The organism is Micromonospora sp. A3M-1-15, assembly GCF_024213425.1.
GTDB classification, from domain to species: domain Bacteria; phylum Actinomycetota; class Actinomycetes; order Mycobacteriales; family Micromonosporaceae; genus Micromonospora; species Micromonospora chersina.
Window position 1 is genome coordinate 16,028 of sequence record NZ_JANAVK010000010.1, and the last position, 18,412, is coordinate 34,439.

21 protein-coding genes are annotated in these 18,412 nt (G+C 74.9%); 4 read left to right on the forward strand and 17 right to left on the reverse strand.

Annotated features, from left to right (window positions below; all coding sequences use genetic code 11):
• Positions 1 to 49: 49 nt before the first annotated feature.
• Positions 50 to 1,321 (reverse strand): cupin domain-containing protein, encoded by a 1,272-nt coding sequence (locus NLX85_RS32345; RefSeq protein ID WP_254341615.1) that lies wholly within the window; start codon positions 1,319 to 1,321, stop codon positions 50 to 52.
• An 8-nt stretch (positions 1,322 to 1,329) separates the two neighbouring features.
• Positions 1,330 to 1,620, reverse strand: coding sequence for a hypothetical protein (locus tag NLX85_RS32350; protein ID WP_091308928.1), 291 nt, complete (start codon positions 1,618 to 1,620; stop codon positions 1,330 to 1,332).
• 274 nt (positions 1,621 to 1,894) lie between these two features.
• Between NLX85_RS32350 and NLX85_RS32355 the strand changes: the two genes are divergently transcribed.
• Positions 1,895 to 2,638: a PIG-L deacetylase family protein gene (locus NLX85_RS32355; RefSeq protein ID WP_254341616.1), complete on the forward strand. Its 744-nt coding sequence runs from the start codon at positions 1,895 to 1,897 to the stop codon at positions 2,636 to 2,638.
• A gap of 9 nt (positions 2,639 to 2,647) precedes the next feature.
• Positions 2,648 to 3,484 carry a DUF72 domain-containing protein gene (locus tag NLX85_RS32360; RefSeq protein ID WP_254341617.1) on the forward strand — a complete coding sequence of 279 codons (837 nt, stop codon included), beginning with the start codon at positions 2,648 to 2,650 and terminating at the stop codon, positions 3,482 to 3,484.
• Here the strand turns inward: NLX85_RS32360 and NLX85_RS32365 are convergent.
• From NLX85_RS32365 to NLX85_RS32405, 9 genes are all read right to left on the reverse strand, one after another.
• Positions 3,441 to 3,869: a DUF2267 domain-containing protein gene (locus tag NLX85_RS32365; RefSeq protein WP_154226126.1), complete on the reverse strand. Its 429-nt coding sequence runs from the start codon at positions 3,867 to 3,869 to the stop codon at positions 3,441 to 3,443. The two genes, NLX85_RS32360 and NLX85_RS32365, sit on opposite strands and share 44 nt — an antisense overlap.
• A 425-nt stretch (positions 3,870 to 4,294) precedes the next feature.
• Positions 4,295 to 5,170: a DUF72 domain-containing protein gene (locus NLX85_RS32370; RefSeq protein ID WP_254341618.1), complete on the reverse strand. Its 876-nt coding sequence runs from the start codon at positions 5,168 to 5,170 to the stop codon at positions 4,295 to 4,297.
• Between the two features lie 45 nt (positions 5,171 to 5,215).
• Complete coding sequence (locus NLX85_RS32375; RefSeq protein WP_148431330.1) at positions 5,216 to 5,614, reverse strand: TraR/DksA C4-type zinc finger protein; 399 nt, start codon at positions 5,612 to 5,614, stop codon at positions 5,216 to 5,218.
• A 245-nt stretch (positions 5,615 to 5,859) separates the two neighbouring features.
• Positions 5,860 to 6,489 carry a uridine kinase gene (locus NLX85_RS32380; protein WP_254341619.1) on the reverse strand — a complete coding sequence of 210 codons (630 nt, stop codon included), beginning with the start codon at positions 6,487 to 6,489 and terminating at the stop codon, positions 5,860 to 5,862.
• 105 nt (positions 6,490 to 6,594) lie between these two features.
• Positions 6,595 to 7,203 (reverse strand): winged helix-turn-helix domain-containing protein, encoded by a 609-nt coding sequence (locus NLX85_RS32385; RefSeq protein ID WP_254341621.1) that lies wholly within the window; start codon positions 7,201 to 7,203, stop codon positions 6,595 to 6,597.
• A gap of 301 nt (positions 7,204 to 7,504) precedes the next feature.
• Positions 7,505 to 8,095, reverse strand: coding sequence for a winged helix-turn-helix domain-containing protein (locus NLX85_RS32390; protein ID WP_374628767.1), 591 nt, complete (start codon positions 8,093 to 8,095; stop codon positions 7,505 to 7,507).
• Between the two features lie 52 nt (positions 8,096 to 8,147).
• The gene (locus NLX85_RS32395; protein ID WP_254341623.1) at positions 8,148 to 8,639 is read right to left on the reverse strand and encodes a rhodanese-like domain-containing protein; all 492 of its coding nucleotides are present in this window, start codon (positions 8,637 to 8,639) and stop codon (positions 8,148 to 8,150) included.
• A 50-nt stretch (positions 8,640 to 8,689) separates the two neighbouring features.
• Positions 8,690 to 9,142: a cysteine dioxygenase family protein gene (locus NLX85_RS32400; RefSeq protein ID WP_254341625.1), complete on the reverse strand. Its 453-nt coding sequence runs from the start codon at positions 9,140 to 9,142 to the stop codon at positions 8,690 to 8,692.
• Positions 9,143 to 9,259: 117 nt separating this feature from the next.
• Entirely contained in the window at positions 9,260 to 9,637 is a 378-nt protein-coding gene (locus NLX85_RS32405) for a signal peptidase I (RefSeq protein ID WP_254341627.1), read from the reverse strand.
• Positions 9,638 to 9,705: 68 nt separating this feature from the next.
• On the opposite strand from NLX85_RS32405, the gene NLX85_RS32410 reads away from it, so the two are divergent.
• Complete coding sequence (locus tag NLX85_RS32410) at positions 9,706 to 10,098, forward strand: ankyrin repeat domain-containing protein (protein ID WP_254341629.1); 393 nt, start codon at positions 9,706 to 9,708, stop codon at positions 10,096 to 10,098.
• A gap of 86 nt (positions 10,099 to 10,184) precedes the next feature.
• Positions 10,185 to 11,108: a DUF3500 domain-containing protein gene (locus NLX85_RS32415; protein WP_256567894.1), complete on the forward strand. Its 924-nt coding sequence runs from the start codon at positions 10,185 to 10,187 to the stop codon at positions 11,106 to 11,108.
• A 73-nt stretch (positions 11,109 to 11,181) separates the two neighbouring features.
• Here NLX85_RS32415 and NLX85_RS32420 read toward each other — a convergent pair whose 3' ends face one another.
• The 6 genes from NLX85_RS32420 to NLX85_RS32445 all read right to left on the reverse strand — a co-directional run bounded on the left by NLX85_RS32420 (position 11,182) and on the right by NLX85_RS32445 (position 18,395).
• The gene (locus NLX85_RS32420; protein ID WP_254341633.1) at positions 11,182 to 11,877 is read right to left on the reverse strand and encodes a gamma-glutamyl-gamma-aminobutyrate hydrolase family protein; all 696 of its coding nucleotides are present in this window, start codon (positions 11,875 to 11,877) and stop codon (positions 11,182 to 11,184) included.
• A 57-nt stretch (positions 11,878 to 11,934) separates the two neighbouring features.
• The gene (locus NLX85_RS32425; protein ID WP_254341635.1) at positions 11,935 to 12,693 is read right to left on the reverse strand and encodes a class I SAM-dependent methyltransferase; all 759 of its coding nucleotides are present in this window, start codon (positions 12,691 to 12,693) and stop codon (positions 11,935 to 11,937) included.
• Positions 12,694 to 12,736: 43 nt separating this feature from the next.
• Entirely contained in the window at positions 12,737 to 13,240 is a 504-nt protein-coding gene (locus NLX85_RS32430; RefSeq protein WP_254341637.1) for a DUF2231 domain-containing protein, read from the reverse strand.
• 76 nt (positions 13,241 to 13,316) lie between these two features.
• The gene (locus tag NLX85_RS32435) at positions 13,317 to 14,057 is read right to left on the reverse strand and encodes an ANTAR domain-containing protein (protein ID WP_254341639.1); all 741 of its coding nucleotides are present in this window, start codon (positions 14,055 to 14,057) and stop codon (positions 13,317 to 13,319) included.
• A 189-nt stretch (positions 14,058 to 14,246) separates the two neighbouring features.
• A complete protein-coding gene (gene secA2 / locus NLX85_RS32440; RefSeq protein WP_254341641.1) occupies positions 14,247 to 16,538 on the reverse strand; it encodes an accessory Sec system translocase SecA2 in 2,292 nt (763 codons plus the stop codon).
• A 108-nt stretch (positions 16,539 to 16,646) separates the two neighbouring features.
• Positions 16,647 to 18,395 (reverse strand): ABC transporter ATP-binding protein, encoded by a 1,749-nt coding sequence (locus NLX85_RS32445; RefSeq protein ID WP_254341643.1) that lies wholly within the window; start codon positions 18,393 to 18,395, stop codon positions 16,647 to 16,649.
• Between the last annotated feature and the right edge of the window lie 17 nt (positions 18,396 to 18,412).

The following is an 18,412-nucleotide window of genomic DNA, read 5'->3' on the forward strand; positions in this document are numbered from 1 at the left end:
CATGATCGACGCGCTTGGGCGCGGGGTGCGGGGTGCGGGGCCCAGGGGGTCAGGCGGGGGTTAGGACGGCTTCTTTCAGGAGGCGGCGGGTCAGGGTCAGGCGGTCGGCGTCGTCGTCCAGGCCGGGCAGGTCGCCGATCCGGGTGACCTCGCCGGCCAGCAGCGCGCGCAGTGCCGGCTCGCAGGTGCCGGGCAGGGTGACGGTCCGGTCGAACAGGCGGAGCGCCACCTTGCCGTCCCCGGCCGGGGTGAGCTGCCAGCGCAGGCCGGCCCGGGGTGCGACCCGGCTGTCCGCGTCGAGCGTGGCCAGGGCGGCGGCCTGGGCGAGGGGCCGGATCGGCGCCGGGCGGGCCGCCGGCCAGGCCCGGGCCCGCAGCCCCGCGGCCACCGCGGCGGGGTCGGCCCGCAGCAGCCAGTCGCGCAGCGCCTCGACCGTCTCGGTCAGCTCCGGCTCGATGGCGTCCGGGTCGGCCACGTCGATGCCGAACGGCAGCCCGGCGCGCAGCCGGGCGTCCTCGGCGGCGAGCGCCAGCAGTTCCTCGACCAGGGCGTACCGGGTCAGCGCCCGGATGCCGACGGTCAGGTGCAGCGAGCTGGACTCCTGCGCCTGGGCGCTGTGCAGCCAGCCGCGCGGCAGGTAGAGCGCGTCGCCGGGTTCGAGCACCACGTCCAGCGCGGGCCGGCCCTCGGCCGTGGCGGAGACCTCGTCGGCCCGGCCACCCCAGGGCTGCTTCTCCAGCGGGTCGGGCAGCACCGGCGGGTGGATCCGCCAGTGCTTGCGCCCGTCGACCTGGAGCACGAACACGTCGTGGGTGTCGTAGTGGGTGGCGAAGCCCTGGCTGCCGGCCGGGGTCAGGTAGGCGTTCACCTGCAACGGCTGGGCCAGCGCGGCGCCCAGGTCGCGGGCGAAGTCGACAAGCGCCGGCCAGGTCCGGTGCAGTCCCTGGAGGACCAGGGTGGCGCCGTCGGCGTACAGGGCCAGGATCTTCTCGTCGAGGACCTGGTCGTCGATCTCGGCGCCCGCGCCGCCGCCGCCGGTGTACCGCGCCGCCGGCACGAGCTGGCCGTCCCGGGCGACCCGCAGGAACGGGGTACGCAGGCCGCGCCGGCTGAGCAACTCGTCGGCGTCGGCGGGGCTGAGCAGGTCGGTGAAGCCGGCCGGGTTGGGCAGCTCGGCCGCCCGGGACAGCAGCGGGCTGCGCCCCCAGTGGTCGGCGGCGAACTTGGTCGGCTCGACCGCCACGCAGCGCGCGAGGGCCTCGGTCGCGGAAGACGGAACCGCCGGGCGGCCGTGGCCGCCCGGCGGGTCGATGTGCGTCATGGCGATCGTCAGGAGGCGCTGCCGTCGGCGCCGCCGTCGCGCTGGCCGGGGGTCGCACCACCGTCGGCCGGGCCCTCCGCGCCGCCGTCCGCGCCACCGTCCTGCTGGCCCGGGGTCGCGCCACCGTCGGCCGGACCCTCCGCACCCTGGTCGGCACCCTGGTCGGCGCCGCGCTCCGCGCCCCGGTCGGCGCCGCCGTCGGCGCCACCGTCCTGCTGACCGGGGGTCGCGCCACCGTCGGCCGGGCCCTCGGCACCGCCGCCGCTGGTGGTCTGCATGTCGTCGTCGTTGAGTGCCATGGGTGCTCCCTCGGTGTGCCGCCCCGTCGTCGGGGTCCGTGTGCAGCGGGTGGTACCCCTCGCCCGATCTTCTCTAACCACACCGTAGACGCCCGGACCCGGCCGCACGGACGGTTCGCCGGGCCCCGGCGGAGGTCACCCGTTGCGGCAGGTCGTGCCGTTCACCGGCGATGGCGGACGCCCCGGGAGCCGATGTCCGCGGGGTCGCCGGGCGGCGGGCGGCCGGGTCCGGTGCCAGGATGGCGGGGAGGGAGCACGCGGGAAGGGGGTGGCCGTGGGGCAGCCGGAGCCGTTGACACCGCTGGCCGAGGACTGGCAGCGGGCGCTCGCCGTGGTGGCCCACCCGGACGACCTGGAGTTCGGCGCGGCCGCCGCGGTGGCCCGCTGGACCGGGCAGGGCAAGCAGGTCGTCTACTGCCTGCTCACCAGCGGCGAGGCGGGCATCGACGGGATGCCGCCGGAGCGCAGCCGGGTGCTGCGGGAGGAGGAGCAGCGGGCCTCCGCCGCGGTCGTCGGGGTGGACACCGTGGAGTTCCTCGGCCTCCCCGACGGGCTCCTGGAATACGGCGTGGCGCTGCGCCGCGAGATCGCCGCGGTGGTGCGCCGGCACCGCCCGGACATCGTGCTCACCAACAACTTCCGGGACACCTGGGACGGGGCGTACGCGCTGAACCAGGCCGACCACATCGCGTGCGGGCGGGCCACGCTGGACGCGGTCCGCGACGCCGGCAACCGGTGGATCTTCCCCGAGCAGCTCACCGACGGGGTACGGCCGTGGTCGCGGGTCCGCGAGGTGTGGGCGGCCGGCTCCCCGGAGGCTCGGCACGGGGTGGACGTGACCGACTGCTTCGACCGCGGGGTGGCGTCGCTGCGGGCGCACGGGGCCTACCTGAGCGGGCTCGGCGACGGCGGTTTCGACGCCGAGGAGTTCCTCGAGGGGCTGGCCCGGCCGGCGGGAAGCCGGCTGGGTGTCCGGTACGGCGCCGCCTTCGAGGTCTTCCGGATCGACCTCGCCTAGGCGGCCGGGATGATCCTCGTCGGCACGTCGGGCTGGCAGTACCGGGACTGGCGTGAGCGCTTCTACCCGGCAAAGCTGCCGCAGCGGCTCTGGTTGGAGCACTTCGCCGCGCGGTTCGCCACCGTCGAGGTGAACAACGCCTTCTACCGGCTGCCCGAGCGGGACACCTTCGTGGCCTGGCGGGACCGCACGCCGGACGACTTCTGCGTGGCGGTGAAGATGAGCCGCTACCTCACCCACATCAAGCGGCTGCGGGAGCCGGCCGAGCCGGTGGCCCGCTTCCTGGACCGGGCCACCGGGCTGGGCGACCGGCTGGGCCCGGTGCTGGTGCAGCTTCCGCCCACCATGCGGGCCGACCCGGAGGCTCTGGACGCGACGCTGCGGTTGTTCCCCGCGCAGGTGCGGGTGGCGGTCGAGCCGCGGCACCCGTCCTGGTGGACCGACGACACGCGGCGCGTCCTGGAGCGCCACCGGGCGGCGCTGGTCTGGGCGGACCGGCTGAGCCGCCCGATCACCCCGCTGTGGCGCACCACCGACCTCGGCTACCTGCGGCTGCACGAGGGCCGGGCCCGGCCCTGGCCCCGCTACGGCCGGGCCGCGCTGGCCACCTGGGTGCGCCGGCTGGCCACCGCCTTCCCGGCCGGCGAGCCGGCGTACGTCTACTTCAACAACGACCCGGGCGGCGCGGCGATCGTCGACGCGGTGACCTTCGCCGGGTTGGCCCGGCGGGCCGGGCTGCCGGTCACCCGCACGCCGCCGGCCCGCCCCGCCGGGCTGGCGGAACGGGCCGGGGACGGTGGGGTCACGGGATCATCCGACCCAGGTCCTTCGGCATCGCGGACTTGACGTCCTCCCATTCGCCCTGGGTCACGTGCTTGCGCAGGGTGTCCAGCACCACCTGCACCACCCGCTCGGTACCGCCCTCCACGTCGTACGGGAAGCCCTGGCGGACCTCGTAGAGGAAGTCCTCGCGGTTCAATTTGATCGGCACGTTCTCCGGCTGCCACCCGTCGAAGTAGACGCCCCGCAGCAGCACCGGCAACTGTTGGGCGAACTCCACGCTCTGCCCCACCGGCATCCGGTCCCGCAGCAGGTGCAGCACCGTACGCATCGCCGCGTAGGACTGGTTGCGCTGCTCCTTCGGCCAGCCGTACGCCGACTCGATCTCCTTGAGCATCACGTTCGTCTTGTCCAGCGAGGACTCGAACGCGGAAATCATCTGCTCAGCCATCTGCCCACCCCCGTGCATCGGTTTCCCAGCGTCGGTCGTCGGTGCGCCCCGGCGGCCCGCTGGGCCCTCGCCAGAGCCGGGTCGGGCTGAACCGACCGGGCCGCTCGCCCCGCCGGGGCAGGTCGGACCTGCCGACCACGTGCAGCACCCCGCCGCGACGGCGATCCGCTACGACCCGCACCGTCATGACCCCACCTCCTCCTCGGCGGCGCGGTCGTGTCGGTCGACGGACCGCGCACACCGTCCATGCTGCGCGGCGACCGGGTGAGGCCGGCTCACCCTCTCCGGGTGAACCACCGGCCGGCGTCGGGCGGGCGGGTGAACGTGGTGACGCCCCGGCGAGGCGACACGCGCCCTGGACCGAACCGGCGCGGGCGGCGTCACCTCGGCGAGGCCGCGTGATCCGACCACCCGCCGAGGATGCTCTATGTCTCCCCGCCGAGGAGGGCCTGTAGCTGCTGCCCGTTGCGCTGGGCGTAGTCGCGGTAGCAGTTGTTCATGAGCACGTGGGTGTGCTCGGCCTCGCCGGCCAGCTCGCGCAGCTTCGGCGCCCAGTCGCGCAACTCCCGCTTCGAGTAGTCGTAGCCGAACTTCTCGTGGATGTCCTTGCTGGTCCACTTGTCGCTGTGGCCGTGGAAGCGGACCACCGCGAGGTCCGCGGTGGCCGCCAGCACCGGGGGTACGGAGGACTTGTGCCCCTGCGGCATGTCCACGCAGACGAACGGCAGTTCGTGCTGGCGCAGGAAGCCCAGCGTCTCCTCGGCGTTGTCGCCGTCGAACCAGGAGGCGTGCCGGAACTCGAAGACCGGGCGCAGCGGGTCGCACCGCCGCGCCACCTCCAGCAGGTACTGCTTGTTGTCCCGGCGGATGGTGAACCAGGGCGGGAACTGGAACAGGACGGCGCCCAGCTTGCCGGCCTCGACCAGCGGGTCGAGGGCGGACAGGAACCGGGTCCAGACCTCCTCGTACGCCTGCGGCGGCAGGTCGTCCGGGTAGACGTTCTTCTTCTCCGTCTCCGGGCGCAGGTCCTTGTAGAGCGCGGACACCCGGGTCGGGTGCCCGGTCAGCAGGCTGAACGCCTTGACGTTGAAGGTGAAGCCGGGCGGGGTGCGCTCCACCCAGAGCCGCGCGGTCCGCTCGGCGGGCGGCGAGTAGTAGGTGGCGTCCACCTCGACGAGCGGGAACTGCCGGGCGTACCAGGACAGCCGCTTCTCCGGGGTGTCGGCGGTGGCCGGGTACCAGCCGGAGTCGAGCAGGGTCGGGTCGGTCCAGGAGGCGGTGCCCACCTTGATGTCACCCATGTGGCGAGTCCACCGCTACCGGGACCGACCGGCAACCCGGGCGTCTCAGGCCGCCCGCCGCTCCCGGGTCTGCTTGCAGGTCACGCACGAGGTGGCGGACGGGAAGATCTCCAGCCGCTCCACGGGGATCGGCGCGGAGCAGCCCTCGCAGAAGCCGTAGGTGCCCTCGTCGAGCCGGGTCAGCGCGTGCTCGAACTGGGCGCGCCGGTCCAGGATGGTGCGCAGCAGGGACTGTGCGGTGTCCCGCTCGGCGGTCTTGGTGCCGCTGTCGGCCTGGTCGTCGCCGGCGGTGTCGCCGACCTCGACGAGCCGGAGCACCTGGCTCTGCAGCACGGCCTGCTCGTACTCCGCGGTCAGCTCGTCGTACCGCGACTTCAGGGACTGCCGGATCTGGTCGACCTCCGCCTGGGAGCGGCCCGTGGCTGTCGTGTCGTGGACGAGCATCGCTGCCTGCCTTTCCTGGGGCCTCATACCGTTCCGGGGCGGCGAGCGCCCCGGAACGTGGTCCGATGGATGCGCGGGCGAGATCACCCGTGCCTTGTGAGCCGGGCGATTACCCGCCCGCTGCGCGGGCCAAACCGGGGATTTCCGCGTTCTTCGTGGCCGTTCGTGTGCGGTTGTGCCGCTCGGACCGTGCCCGTCCCTGCCGGTCCGCCGCCGGTCGTCCCGAAAAGGGTGCTACGTCCGGGTCAGTCGCGCTCGACCAGGGCGGGGTGCCGCGGGTCGTCGGCCCGGACCACCACGTCGGCGAAGGAGGCCGGGGCGACCTCGTCGGCGTACCGGGCGAAGGCCGGCAGGGTCCAGCGCAGTTCCGGGTCGGTCCGCCGGTCCAGGGCCGCCGGCGAGAGCACCAGGTGGACGGTGACGTCGAACGGCAGGCCGCCGCCGAGCAGCAGCGCGCCGCTGACCAGGACCACCCCGCCGGGCGGCAGGTCGACGTACGGGGCGCGGCTGGCCCGGTCGGCGGCGGCGTCCCACAGCGACGGGAGCAGCCGCCCCGACCCGTCCGGGCCGGCCGGGTCGAGCACCTCCCGCCGCAGGCCGGCCTCGTCGACCCAGCCCTCGTAGTACGCGTCGGGGTTGGTCCGGCCGCGCTCGAGGCGGATCGAGGCCGGCCGGAGGAAGTCGGCGGCCCGGACGTGCAGCACGGGGCGGCCGGCGGCGCGCAGCGGGGCGACCAACGCGGCGCCGAGGGTGTCCGGCTCGGCGGCCGGCGGGCCGTCCAGGGCCACCCGCAGCCGGCCGGGCGCGGCGGCGCCGGCGAGGCGGTCGGCCAGCTCGGTGACGAGCAGCTCGGGCGTGATGGGGCGGACGCGCATCCGACCATCCTGCCCGGCGGGCGGGAGGGCTCACCACCGCGATCCGCCGGGCGGTCGGGGCTCCGTCCGGAGAGGGATCGGCACGTGGTGGCCGGACCCGGGGGGTCAGCCGGTGCGGTCGATGGTCACCCGGGCGTCGTCGGCGAGCCGGTAGCCGACCCCGTAGACCGTGGTGACGAGCGGGACGTCCACGCCGACCTTGCCGCGCAGCCGGCGCACGTGTACGTCGACGGTGCGGACGCCGGCGTGCTCGTAGCCCCAGACGGCATTGAGGAGTTGCAACCGGGTGAACACCCGGCGGGGGTGGGCGACGAGGTGCAGCAACAGGTCGAACTCCAGCCGGGTCAGCGGCAGCGGCTCCCCGTCGCGGAGCACGGACCGGGACGCGGCCAGGATGTGCAGGGTGGGGATCGTCGGCGCGAGCGGCCGGCCCGGGGAGCGGCCGGGCGGCGCCGCGTCGGGGCGGCGCTCCGTCGGGACGGCACCGGTGCTGATCACGGCGTCGCCGCGTTCGAGCAGCTCACGGGCCGCGTCCAGCAGCCGGCGGGCGGCCGGGGTGAGCGACTCCTCACAGGCCAGCGGGATGTTCAGGGTCACCGTGAGCACGGGCGCCGAGGTGTTGGCGGGGCGACGCTGGCCGCCGGGGGGACGACCCGGGACCGCGGGTTGGGACGTATGCCATCCGGCGCGCGACGAGGCGGGGCTGACCGACATGGTCCTCCTTGGCTGGTCCGGGTATCTCCCCACGGCCCGGGACGCCGCTTCATCGATGCTTCCCGGCGCCTGTGCGAGGGTCAAGGGGCGGCTGCGTTGCATGAATGTGACAATTGGCGAACACATCGCAGCCGCGTGCTCGCTCTGCGTACGAGGCCCGTTGATTACAGCAGAGCGCCGGGTTGACCCGGTACGGGGGGTCCCCGCCCGGTTCACAATGGCCGGTGCTAGCTCCCGCGGCGCGTGGACGTGAACGCGGCGCACCCGGGATCCGGGTGCGCCGCGCGCCGCCGGGCCGGCCTCAGCGCTCGCCGTCCACCACGATCCGGGCCTCGTCGGCGAGCCGGTAGCCGACGCCGTACACGGTGGTCACCAGCGGCGTGTCGACGCCGAGCTTGGCCCGCAGCCGGCGCACGTGGACGTCCACGGTGCGGGCCACGGCGTGCTCGTAGCCCCAGACGTTGGCGAGAAGTTGCCGCCGGGTGAACACCCGCCGGGGATGTTCCGCGAGGAAGAGCAGCAGGTCGTACTCGATCCGGGTGAGGGCCACCTCGACACCGTCGTGGCGGACCCGGCGGGTGCCGGTCAGGATGCGTACCGTGCCGGGCTCCTCGGCCCCGGCGGGCGGCGCGGGGGGCTCCGGCGGCGCGGCGGCGCGGCGCACGTCGAGCACGGCGCGGGCGGCCCGGTGCTCCTCGGGCCGGAGCAGGCCCTCGCCGGAGGCGGCGAGTTCGTCCAGCAGGTCGACCAGCCGGGCCAGGCCGGGCGTCAGCGCGCCGGCGCCCAGGTCGAGGGTGATGGTCAGGGTCGGGGCGGTACGCGGCCGGGGCGGGGCCGCCCGGTCGGGGCGGCCCGGCCGGGCGGGACGGGAGGTGATGGCGACGACGGACATGGGGGCCTCCTGTGCGGGCGGTCGCCCCGCCCCACCGGGTGCGGCGGGGCGGTCAGCGGGGCGCCCGGCCGGCGGTGGCCGGGGGCGCGGTGGACGAGGGTCGGAGCGGCGGGGTGGGGCCGAGCGTGGGCAGGCCGGCGATGCGCCAGGCGGCGAAGCCGCCCGCCACGTCGGTGGCCCGGTGCAGGCCGAGGTCCTGGAGTGCGGCGGCGGCCAGCGAGGACGTGTAGCCCTCCTGGCAGAGGACGATCACGGGTACGTCGTAGTCGACGGCGTGCGGCAGCCGGGCCGCGCAGCGCGGGTCGAAGCGCCACTCCAGGACGTTGCGCTCGACGGCGAGGGCGCCCGGGACGCTGCCGTGCGCGGCGCGCTGGCCGGCCGGCCGGATGTCCACGAGCAGCGCCCCGCCCCGGACCGCCAGGTGGGCGTGCTCGGGGTCGAGCCGGCGCAGCCGGGCACGGGCGGCGGCGAGGATCTCGTCGATGCTCCGCGAGCCGGGTGGCGGGACCGGACAGCTCTCGGTGCGGGTGGGGGGCTGCGCCATCGTGGCGTCCTTCCGTGCGGCGAGTCTCGGGGACTGGGGTGCGGGCCGGTTCACCAGGCGACGCCGGCCTCGGCCACCTCGGCGACCAGGAGCTGCCCGGCGGCGAGGCGGTAGCGGGTCATCCGGCGCAGCGCGGGCCGGTAGACGTGCACGCTGACCGCCGGCTGGTCACCCCGGTTGGTGACCACGTGGACGTGCCGGGGGCCGAAGCGCCGGCCGGTGCCGGCGGCGAGCCGGTGCGGGCGCAACCGGCCGCCGCCGACCGTCTCCTCGACGAGGGCGCCGGCGACGACCAGGAAGGCGCCCGAGGAGCCGCCGTGGTCGTGCAGGTCGGTGCCCTGCCCGGGCAGCCAGCTCAGCGCCCACACCTCGTGCCCGTCGTCGGCGGCGAGCCGCGCGTACCACCGCTCGGCGCGGTCGAAGCGCAGTGGCACGGGCCAGCGGGTCGGGTCGGCCCAGCGGGCGGCGACGGCGAGCAGGTCGGACGGGTCGGAGCTGGTCATCGGCGGGGGCGTCCTCACGGTACGGGCGGCGCGTGCCCCGTCACTTTAGGCTTTAAACCCTATAGGTTTAGTAGGTAATATCGGATGCTGGGACGCTCCGGTCCGCGGGTCGGGCCGTCAGCGCAGGACGGGCGGTTCCACCCGGTAGCCGGGTACCGACGGCCAGCGCACGGTGAGCACCACCGACTCCCGCTCGGCGTACCAGGAGTGGTCCACGCCCCGGCCCCAGACCACGTAGTCGCCGGGGGCGCGCAGCACCACGGTGCGGTCCGCCAGCTCGATCCGGAACGCGCCGCTGATCAGCACCAGCAGGGCGGTACGCCGCTCGCCGGTGGCCCATTGCGAACGGGTCTCCCCCGCCGGGTGCACGCCCCACTTCACCTCGACCTCGGTGCTGTGCCGGACGTCGCCGAGCGGCTTGAAGTGGCCCAGCAGCCAGCCCGCGTCGGTCGCGCCGTCCACCGCCGCGTTGCCGACGTACACCCGATCGTCCATCCACGCCTCCCGTGCCGGCTCGGCAAGCTACCAGGCGGGCCCGGCGGGGCGCCCACTAACCTGGACGGATGCCCGACGAACTCGACGCCGAGGCGCTCGCCTTCGCCCACCGGATGTTCGACCTGGCCCGCGCCGGGACGACCGACGAGCTGGCGGCGAACGTGGACGCGGGGCTGCCGGTCAACCTGACCAACGGCAAGGGCGACACGCTGCTCATCCTGGCCGCGTACCACGCCCACCCGGAGACCGTGGGCGCGCTGCTCGCCCGCGGCGCCGACCCCGCACGGACCAACGACCGGGGGCAGACGGCGCTCGCCGCGGCGGTGTTCCGCAGGAACGCCGAAGCGGTCCGGGCGCTGCTCGACGCCGGCGCCGACCCCGAGCACGGCGACCCGTCGGCGGTCGAGACCGCCCGCTTCTTCGACCTTCCCGAGATGCTCACCCTCCTCGGCCGGAGCTGACCGGCCCGACCGAGGTGCCGGCGCGCCCGACGCGGCCCGCGGCGGGACGGTATACAGGTGCGGTGGAGGATCCCGTACCCGAGCAGATGCGCGCGGCGGCCGGCGCGCTGCTGGCGGCGCTCGACGAGCCGGCCCGGCAGCGGGCCCGGCACGACTTCGACGACGAGCCGGCCCGCCGGTGGCTGGAGTACCGACCCCGGCCCCGGCCCGGCGCCAGCCTCGCCGACCTGGACGTCACCGCCCGCAAGGCCGCCCACCGGCTGCTCGCCACCGCGCTCAGCCCCGCCGCGTACGCCCAGGCCATGGCCGTGGTGGCGCTGGAGGAGGTACTCGACCGGGCGGAGGGCTGGCGGCGCGGCCGGCACAGCGGCGACTACTGGGTGGCCGTCTTCGGCGACCCGGCGCGCGACGACGGGTGGGCGTGGCGGTTCGAGGGACACCACCTGTCGGTGAGCATGACCGTGGTCGACGACCAGGTCTCCCCCGCCCCGATCTTCCTCGGCGCCAACCCGGCCACCGTCCGGCACGCCGGCCGGCCGGTCTCCCGGCCGCTCGGGCCGGAGGAGGACCTGGCCCGGGAACTGCTCGACGCGCTCGGTCCGGCGGGCCGGGCCGCCGCGGTCGTCGCCGACGAGGCGCCCGCCGACATCATCAGCGCCACCCGGGCCCGCGCACCCGGTCGGCTCGACCCGCTCGGCGTGCCCCGGGACCGGCTCACCCCGACCGGCCGGGCGCTGCTCGACCGGCTCGTCGCGCTCTACCTGGACCGGCTCCCTCCGGAGCTGGCCGCGCGGGAGGCGGGCCGGCTGGCGGGCGGCGAGCTGCACTTCGCCTGGGCCGGCCCGGTCGGGCCGGGGCAGCGGCACTACTACCGGGTCCAGGGCGACGACCTGCTGATCGAGTACGACAACACCACCGAGGACGGCAACCACGCGCACACCGTGCTGCGCCGCCCGGCCAGCGACTTCGGCGCCGACGTGCTGGCCGCCCACCACGCCGCCGCGCACTGACGGCCCCACGTCCGTGTGGTTGATCAAGAAGCTTGCGTCGCAGCTGATCTTCAATCAGACGCATACTCCTTGATCAACCCAGCGATCGTCCACGGACACGCGAGCGCCCCCGGGCCAGGGCAGCGTCGGCCCACGCCTGGATGATCGGGTGGGGGTCGGTCCTCTCGGCGAGTTCGGGTTGGAAGAGAGTGCCCAGGAAGAAGGGATGCGTCGGCAACTCCGCGACCCGGATGAGGCCATCCTCGTCGACGCCGGTGAACCGCATCCCGTGCGCGGTCAGCGCCTGCATGGTCGCCGGGTTCAGGCCGTACGAGCAGTGGTAGTGCTCCACGGTTCGGCGCGTGCCCAGGGCTCGCTCGAACAGCGATCCGCTGGTGGCGAGGACGACGCACTCGTCGCCGCCGACGCTGCAGGACAGTGGAGTCAGGATGTCCTCCTCCGCGAGGCCGGCCACCTGCATCGCGAACTCGATGACGGCCAGCTGGAGGCCACCGCAGGTGCCCAGGAGGGGAATCCCGCCTCGGCGGGCGGCGCCTGCGGCAGTGATGACGCCCGACTCCGTCTCATAGGGGCTGCCGACGAGCCAGACCCCGTCGTAGTCGTCGAGACTGCCGTCGACCTTTGCCGTGCGGATCCAGGTGGCGTCGATCGTCATGCCGCTGCTCCCCGTGAGACCTCGGATCGCCCGGACGACCGGCGCGTGGGCGGCATCGTCAAGATGCTGGTCGCCGACCAGGGCCAGTCGAGTAACGACGTTCATGCGGTGCATCTCGGTCCTGCTTTCCATCACCGGAGGTAGCTGCTGGTGGACGCGCGGGGCGCCGGGTCAGGGGCGGCGGGCCTCGATGAGGAACCGGCGGGCGTGCGCCACGAACGGGCCGTCGGCGCGGATCCGCTCGTGCAGGCGGCGCAGCTCGGCCCGGTAGCGGTCGACGGTGAAGCCGGGCACCGTCCAGACCACCTTGCGCAGGAACCAGACCACCGCGCCGACGTCGTGGAAGACGGTCCGCAGGGTGGCCTCGCGCAGGTCCACCACGGTCAGCCCGGCGGCCTCGGCGGCGGCGACCGCCCGCTCCGGGTGGCGGCTGGCCGGCGGCGGCAGCGGTCCGAGGATGGCCTCGCTCAGCTCGCGGACGGTGCCGGCGCCGATCTGCTGGGACAGGTAGCCGCCGCCGGGGCGCAGCACCCGGGCGATCTCCTCCCACCAGGTGTCCACCGGGTGCCGGCTGACCACCAGGTCGAACGACGCGTCGCGGAACGGCAGTGGCGGCCGGTCGGCCACCTGGACGACGCAGGCTCCGATCCGGCCGAGCGTCCGCCAAGCCACCGGCACGTTCGGCGGCCACGCCTCGGTGGCGACCAGCAGCGGCGGCGGGACGGGAACCTCGGCCAGCACCTCTCCCCCGCCGGTGTCGATGTCCAGCGCGGCGCCGACGGTGGCCATCCGGGCGGCCACCAGGCGGGCGTAGCCCCAGGGCGGGCGTTCCTCGGTGGCCCGGCCGGCCAGCCAGTCGAAGTCCCAGCCCTCGACCGGCGCCGCCGCGCCCTCGGCGATCAGCTCATCGGCGTTCCGTACCGTGCTCACCGGCCGAGCCTGGCGGCCGGAGGCGGCCGGCGGCAAGGCGTTTTCAGGCCTTCGGACGGATGATCTCCACGGTGGCGCCGGGGATGTCCCGGAGCGCCTCGAACCCGGTCGGCTCGGCGGCCCGGCCCCGGTCGAACTGGCGCATCAGCCGCGCGCCCAGCCACACCCCCACCGAGCCCACGGCCAGCGCGAGCAGTTCGGTGGCCACCTGGACGCCGGTCGCGCCGCGCTGCGGCGCGTGCGCCCGGATCAGGCAGGTGAGCAGGAACAGCGCCGCCATCGCGGCGTTGACCAGGTTGAACGTGATCGCGGTCCGGCGGGTCCGGCCGGCCCGCACGTCCCACAGGTCGACCATCCCGGCGACCGTCGCGAGCGCGGCGGCGACCAGGGCGGCGACCGCCGTCCAGTAGCCCACCTCGCCGAGGAAGGCCGGACCGCCGGCGACATCGGTCAGGTCGAAGACCGCGGCGCTGACGAAGAGTCCGAACGGGAACGTCACCAGCATCGGTTGGATCGGATGGCCCTGCACCCGCAGTCGGCTCTCCATCGGTTCCTCCCCAGGTCGGATCAGCTCACCAGTCCAGGGTGCTACCCGAGGCCCACCGGGGTGAAACGAATGTCGCTCAGTTGTCCCGGGGCCGGGAGACGGTGAGCACGAGCCGCTCGGCCACCTCGCGCAGCGGTATGTCCAACGAGGAGGCGGCGCTGCGGAGCACGTCCAGCGCCTCCGGGGCGGGGCAGCCGCGCTGCGTCATGATCACGCCGACGGCCTGCCCGACGACCCCCTCCGCCAGCAGCGTGGTGTCGAGCTGGTCGGCCCGGGCGGCCTGCCGCTCCCGGTCGCGGGCGGCGGCGAGCAGCAGCCCGCCGTGCTCGGCGAGCAGCATGGCGGTGAGCTGGTGCCGGGGGGTGAGCGCGCCGGCCGACTCGGCGTAGAGGTTGATCGCTCCGATGACCTGCTCGTCCACGTCCACCGGCGCGGAGATCACCCCGCGCACGCCGAGCCCGCGGGCCCGCTCGGCCCAGGCCGGCCAGGGCGACTCCTCGCCCAGGTCGGCGGCGGTGATCATCTCCCGCCGCCGGATCGCGGTCATGGCCGGTGTGTCCGGGCCGTGCCGCAGGTCGTCCAGCTCCGCCCGCGCCGGGTCGGAGGCGGCCACGCCGGCGGGCTCACCGGCGCGCAGCGCCGTGAAGCCGCAGCAGTCCACCCCGGGTACGGCGTCCCGGGCGATCCGGACCAACCGGTCCAGCGCCTCGTCGAAGCCGGCGACCGCGATCAGGCCGGCGGTCAGCTCCCGCAGCAGCGCGGCGGTCTCCAGCACCCCGAGCGTGTCGATCATGGGCTCCCGCGTGTCGAGGTTCACCGGGCCACGGCTTCCGCCACCTCCGCGTCCGTGTACGCGGTGTCCCCGTCCGGCGCCGTTGCCTGTCCCATGTCCACTCTTCTCCCTGACTCGAAGCCCCGGCCTACTACCCTCGCAAACCAGGATCGAAACCGCGCAAAGGGGTCCCTTCCGGCGCGGTACGCACCGGAAGGGACCCCTCGCGGAGGGTCAGCGGGAGCCGATGAGCCGCCGCCCCACCGAGGCGATCAGCCGGTCCAGCTCGGAGCCGAACGGGTTGTCGTGCACCAGGTAGGTCCAGGTGGCGGTCGGCCGCACCAGCTTGGCGGAGTCCGGCTCCCACCCGTCGTCGAACTCGGTCTCCTCGAAGGTGGCGATGGTGCGCGTCTCGATCTCGGGGATCAGCTCGTTGAACGCGGGCACCGCGCTGCGGTGGAACTCGTCCAGCGGGTCGAGCCGGCCCAGCGCCCGCAGGTGCACGCCCTCGCGCACCTCGGAGAGCTCGGCCAGGTGGTCGGCCCAGAGCCGGTCCAGGTGGTAGAGGGCGATCGTGCGGGCCACCTCGGCGAGCAGGTCCTCGTCCATCTCGCCGGCCTTCTCCGGCACCCGCTCCAGCAGCATCAGGGCGGCGACGTCGCTGGTGAGCAGCCGCTCCCGGCGCTCGGCGAGCGCCTTGCGCTGCTGCTCGATCACCTGGCTGTAGCGCCAGGTGTTGCGGTGGATCTCGTGGTTGACGCCCTCGGCGACCCGCTGCGCGTGCTCGACCGCGTAGTCGACCTGCGGGTCGGTGACCAGGCCGTCGGCGTTCATCCGGGGCGACGGCGGGACGGTGTCGCCGGCGTGCCGGACGACCAGGTCGTCCTCCAGGCTGACGAGGAAGACCGAGCCACCCGGGTCGCCCTGCCGGCCGGCCCGGCCGCGGAGCTGGTCGTCGACCCGGCGGCTGTCGTGCCGGCCGCTGCCGATCACGTAGAGGCCGCCCAGCTCGGCCACCCGCTCCCGGTCGGCCTGGTCGCTGCCGCCGAGCCGGATGTCGACGCCCCGGCCGGCCATCTGGGTGGAGACCGTCACCGCGCCGTACGCGCCGGCCTCGGCGATGATCCCCGCCTCCTCGTCGTCGTTCTTGGCGTTGAGGACGACACAGGGCACCCCGGCGGCGTGCAGGCCGGCCGCGAGGCCCTCGGACTCCTTGACGTCGAGGGTGCCGACCAGCACCGGGCGGCCGGCCTCGTGGCAGCGCCGGATCTCGTCGATCAGCGCCTCTTCCTTCTCGGCCCGGGTGGCGTAGATCCGGTCCGGCTCGTCCTCCCGGACGCACGGGGTGTTCGGCGGGATCACCGCCACCTCGAGACCGAAGAACTCGCGGAGCTGGTCGCCGACGAGGACCGCGGTCGCGGTCATCCCGCAGACCGTGGGGTAGAGCGCGATGTAGGCCTGCACGGTGATGGTGCCGAGCACCTCGCCCTCGGCCGTGGCGTCCAGGCCCTCCTTGGCCTCGACCGCCGCCTGGAGGCCGTCCGGCCAGCGGCGGCGCTGGGCCACCCGGCCGCGCATCTCGTCGATCAGCTCGACCGATTTCTCGCGGACGATGTAGTCGACGTCGCGGTGCAGCAGGGCGTGCGCGTGCAGCGCCACGTTGACCGCGGAGAGCTGCGCGACGTGCTCCTCGTCGTAGAGGTCGATGCCGCCGAGCTTGGCCTCGACCGTGGCGAGGCCCGCCGAGGTGAAGGCGACGCTGCGGCCGTCCTCGGCGATCGTGTAGTGCCGGCCCTTGCGCAGGCCCCGGACCAGCGCGGCGGCGGCGTGCACCGGGTCCTGCTCACCGGGGACCGCGCCAGCCAGGACCATCGGCACGCGGGCCTCGTCGATGAGGATGGAGTCGGCCTCGTCGACGATCGCGGTCTTCAGCGTCGGCTGGACCCGGTCGGCCAGGTCGGTGACGAGCTGGTCGCGGAGGAAGTCGAAGCCGGCCTCGCTGACCGACACGTAGGTGACGTCGCAGGCGTAGGCGGCACGCCGCTCCTCGGGGGTGGACGCCTCGTTGACCCAGCCGACAGTGAGCCCCAGCAGGGTGTAGACGGGGCCCATCCACTCGGCGTCGCGGCGGGCCAGGTAGTCGTTGACGGTGAGCACGTGCACCGGGCCGTTGCCCATCCGGACGTGCCCGTACGCGGCGACGGTCGCGGTGAGCGTCTTGCCCTCGCCGGTGGCCATCTCGGCGACCTTGCCGGAGAGCAGCGCCATGGCGCCGAGCAGCTGGACGTCGTACGGCCGCTGGTCGAGGCCGCGGCGGGCCGCCTCACGGCCGATCGCGCAGATCTCCTCGTAGCCCGTGGCCTGCCCGGCCGCCTCGGTCAGCTCCGCGTCGGAGAGCTTCTCCAGCTCCGCCTCGCGGCCCTCGATCGCCGGCAGCAGCTTCTCCAGCGGGGCCAGGTCGACCGTCGTCCCCGGGCGCTCGAGGAACCGCCGGAACCTGCTCTTCAGACGTTGCGACACACCCATGAGCGGCAACGGTACGCGAACCGGAGCCGATTGTGACCCCCGCCCGCCGCGGGCGCCGGAGCGTGTCCGGATTGTGCCGTGTCTGCGCAGGTCAGGGCGTTTTCGCGATCATCCGACGAGGAGCTGGTGGGTGGCCAGCTCGCGATAGAGCGGGCTGGTCGAGGTCAACTCGTCGTGGGTGCCGACGGCGACCACCCGGCCGCCGTCCAGCACCACGATCTGGTCGGCGTCCACCACGGTGGAGAGGCGGTGGGCCACGATCAACAGGGTGCGGCGCACCGCGACCGCGTCGATGGCCCGGCGCAGCGCGGCCTCGTTGCGGGCGTCGAGGTTGCTGGTCGGCTCGTCGAGCAGCAGCACCGGCGGCCCGGCCAGCAGCGCCCGGGCGATGGCCAGCCGCTGCCGCTCCCCGCCGGAGAGCAGCACGCCGCCCTCCCCGACCTGCACGTCCAGCCCGTCGGCCGTCCGCTCGGCCAGGTGCCCGAGGTTGACCTCGTCGAGCACGGCGCGCAGCCGGTCGTCGGTGGCGTCCGGCGCGGTGATCAGCAGGTTGTCCCGGAGCGTGCCGGCGAGCACCGGCGCCTCCTGCTCGACGTAGCCGAGCCGGGCCCGCAGCGCGTCCCGGGGCAGGTCGCGCACGTCCACCCCGTCCAGGCGCAGCGCGCCCCCGGTCACCTCGTAGAAGCGCTCGACCAGGGCGAGCAGGGTGGACTTGCCGGCGCCCGACGGGCCGACCAGGGCCGTCCGGGTGCCGGCCGGCACCGTGAAGCTCACCTCGTGCAGCACCGGCGGGCCGCCCGGGTAGCCGAAGCCGACCCGGTCGAACTCCACGGCCGCCGGTCCGGTCGCGACGGGCCGGGCGGTCACCGGGGCGGGCCGGTCGTCCGCCCCCTCCCCGGGCACGGCGAGGATCTCCTCGATCCGGGCCAGCGCGCCGAGCCCGCTCTGGAGCTGGGTGTACGCGTGCACCGCCTGCCCCAGCGGCAGCACCAGGAAGAACAGGAACATCACGAAGGCCACCAGGTCGCCCACGCTGATCGCCCCGGCCGCCACCCGGGCCCCGCCCACGGCCAGCACCAGCAGGAACGCGCCCTGGACGGTGACCGTGCTGGTCGGACCGACGACGGCCTGCGCCCGGGCCACCCGCAGCCCGGCCGCGTACGCCTCGGTCGCGCTCGCCGCCACGGTGGCCGTCTCCCGCCGCTCGGCGCGGCTGGCCCGGATGGTCCGGGCCGCCGAGATGGCCCGCTCGACGGCCGAGGTCATCTCGCCGACCCGCTCCTGGGCCTGGCGGGCCAGCCCGCGCACCCGCCGGGCGACGGTGAGGGCGAAGCCGACGCCGACCGCGACGGCGGCCAGGGTCACCCCGAACAGCAGCGGGTCCAGCAGCAGCATGGCGGTGCCGGCGCCGAGCACCATGACCGCCCCGGTGACGGTCTCGAAGAGGCCGGAGGTGACCACCGCCCGCAGCAGCGTGGTGTCGGCGCCGACCCGGGACAGCAGGTCACCTGTGCGGCGCCGGTCGTACTCGGCGATGGGCAGCCGCAGCACGTGCCCGGCGAGCCGCCGGCGGGTGCCCAGCACGAGGCCCTCGGCGGTGCGCTGGAGCAGGAAGTCGCGGAGCCCGCCGAGCAGCGCACCGACCACCACGAGCGCCACCAGGGCGACGACCAACCCGGCGGCCGGGCGGCCGGCGGTGATCCGGTCCAGCACGCCCCGGGTGAGCAGGGGCTGGGCCAGCGCCGCCCCGGCGCCGGTGAACGACAGCGCGCCCACCGCGACGAGGGTGCCGCGGTGGGCGCGCAGGTACGGCAGCAGGGCGGCGAGCCCCGGCGGGCTCCCGGCTTCGGTGGTCATGGCAGCACCGTAACCGG

Bases quoted from the DNA above. Each gene is read 5' to 3' on its own strand.
- NLX85_RS32395 (WP_254341623.1), bottom strand. From the start codon at position 8,639: ATGGCGCAGCCCCCCACCCGCACCGAGAGCTGTCCGGTCCCGCCACCC.
- NLX85_RS32360 (WP_254341617.1), top strand. From the start codon at position 2,648: ATGATCCTCGTCGGCACGTCGGGCTGGCAGTACCGGGACTGGCGTGAG.
- NLX85_RS32350 (WP_091308928.1), bottom strand. From the start codon at position 1,620: ATGGCACTCAACGACGACGACATGCAGACCACCAGCGGCGGCGGTGCC.
- NLX85_RS32385 (WP_254341621.1), bottom strand. From the start codon at position 7,203: ATGTCGGTCAGCCCCGCCTCGTCGCGCGCCGGATGGCATACGTCCCAA.
- NLX85_RS32400 (WP_254341625.1), bottom strand. From the start codon at position 9,142: ATGACCAGCTCCGACCCGTCCGACCTGCTCGCCGTCGCCGCCCGCTGG.
- NLX85_RS32390 (WP_374628767.1), bottom strand. From the start codon at position 8,095: ATGTCCGTCGTCGCCATCACCTCCCGTCCCGCCCGGCCGGGCCGCCCC.
- NLX85_RS32420 (WP_254341633.1), bottom strand. From the start codon at position 11,877: ATGCACCGCATGAACGTCGTTACTCGACTGGCCCTGGTCGGCGACCAG.
- NLX85_RS32345 (WP_254341615.1), bottom strand. From the start codon at position 1,321: ATGACGCACATCGACCCGCCGGGCGGCCACGGCCGCCCGGCGGTTCCG.
- NLX85_RS32370 (WP_254341618.1), bottom strand. From the start codon at position 5,170: ATGGGTGACATCAAGGTGGGCACCGCCTCCTGGACCGACCCGACCCTG.
- NLX85_RS32375 (WP_148431330.1), bottom strand. From the start codon at position 5,614: ATGCTCGTCCACGACACGACAGCCACGGGCCGCTCCCAGGCGGAGGTC.
- secA2 (WP_254341641.1), bottom strand. From the start codon at position 16,538: ATGGGTGTGTCGCAACGTCTGAAGAGCAGGTTCCGGCGGTTCCTCGAG.
- NLX85_RS32445 (WP_254341643.1), bottom strand. From the start codon at position 18,395: ATGACCACCGAAGCCGGGAGCCCGCCGGGGCTCGCCGCCCTGCTGCCG.
- NLX85_RS32430 (WP_254341637.1), bottom strand. From the start codon at position 13,240: ATGGAGAGCCGACTGCGGGTGCAGGGCCATCCGATCCAACCGATGCTG.
- NLX85_RS32410 (WP_254341629.1), top strand. From the start codon at position 9,706: ATGCCCGACGAACTCGACGCCGAGGCGCTCGCCTTCGCCCACCGGATG.
- NLX85_RS32380 (WP_254341619.1), bottom strand. From the start codon at position 6,489: ATGCGCGTCCGCCCCATCACGCCCGAGCTGCTCGTCACCGAGCTGGCC.
- NLX85_RS32415 (WP_256567894.1), top strand. From the start codon at position 10,185: ATGCGCGCGGCGGCCGGCGCGCTGCTGGCGGCGCTCGACGAGCCGGCC.
- NLX85_RS32405 (WP_254341627.1), bottom strand. From the start codon at position 9,637: ATGGACGATCGGGTGTACGTCGGCAACGCGGCGGTGGACGGCGCGACC.
- NLX85_RS32365 (WP_154226126.1), bottom strand. From the start codon at position 3,869: ATGGCTGAGCAGATGATTTCCGCGTTCGAGTCCTCGCTGGACAAGACG.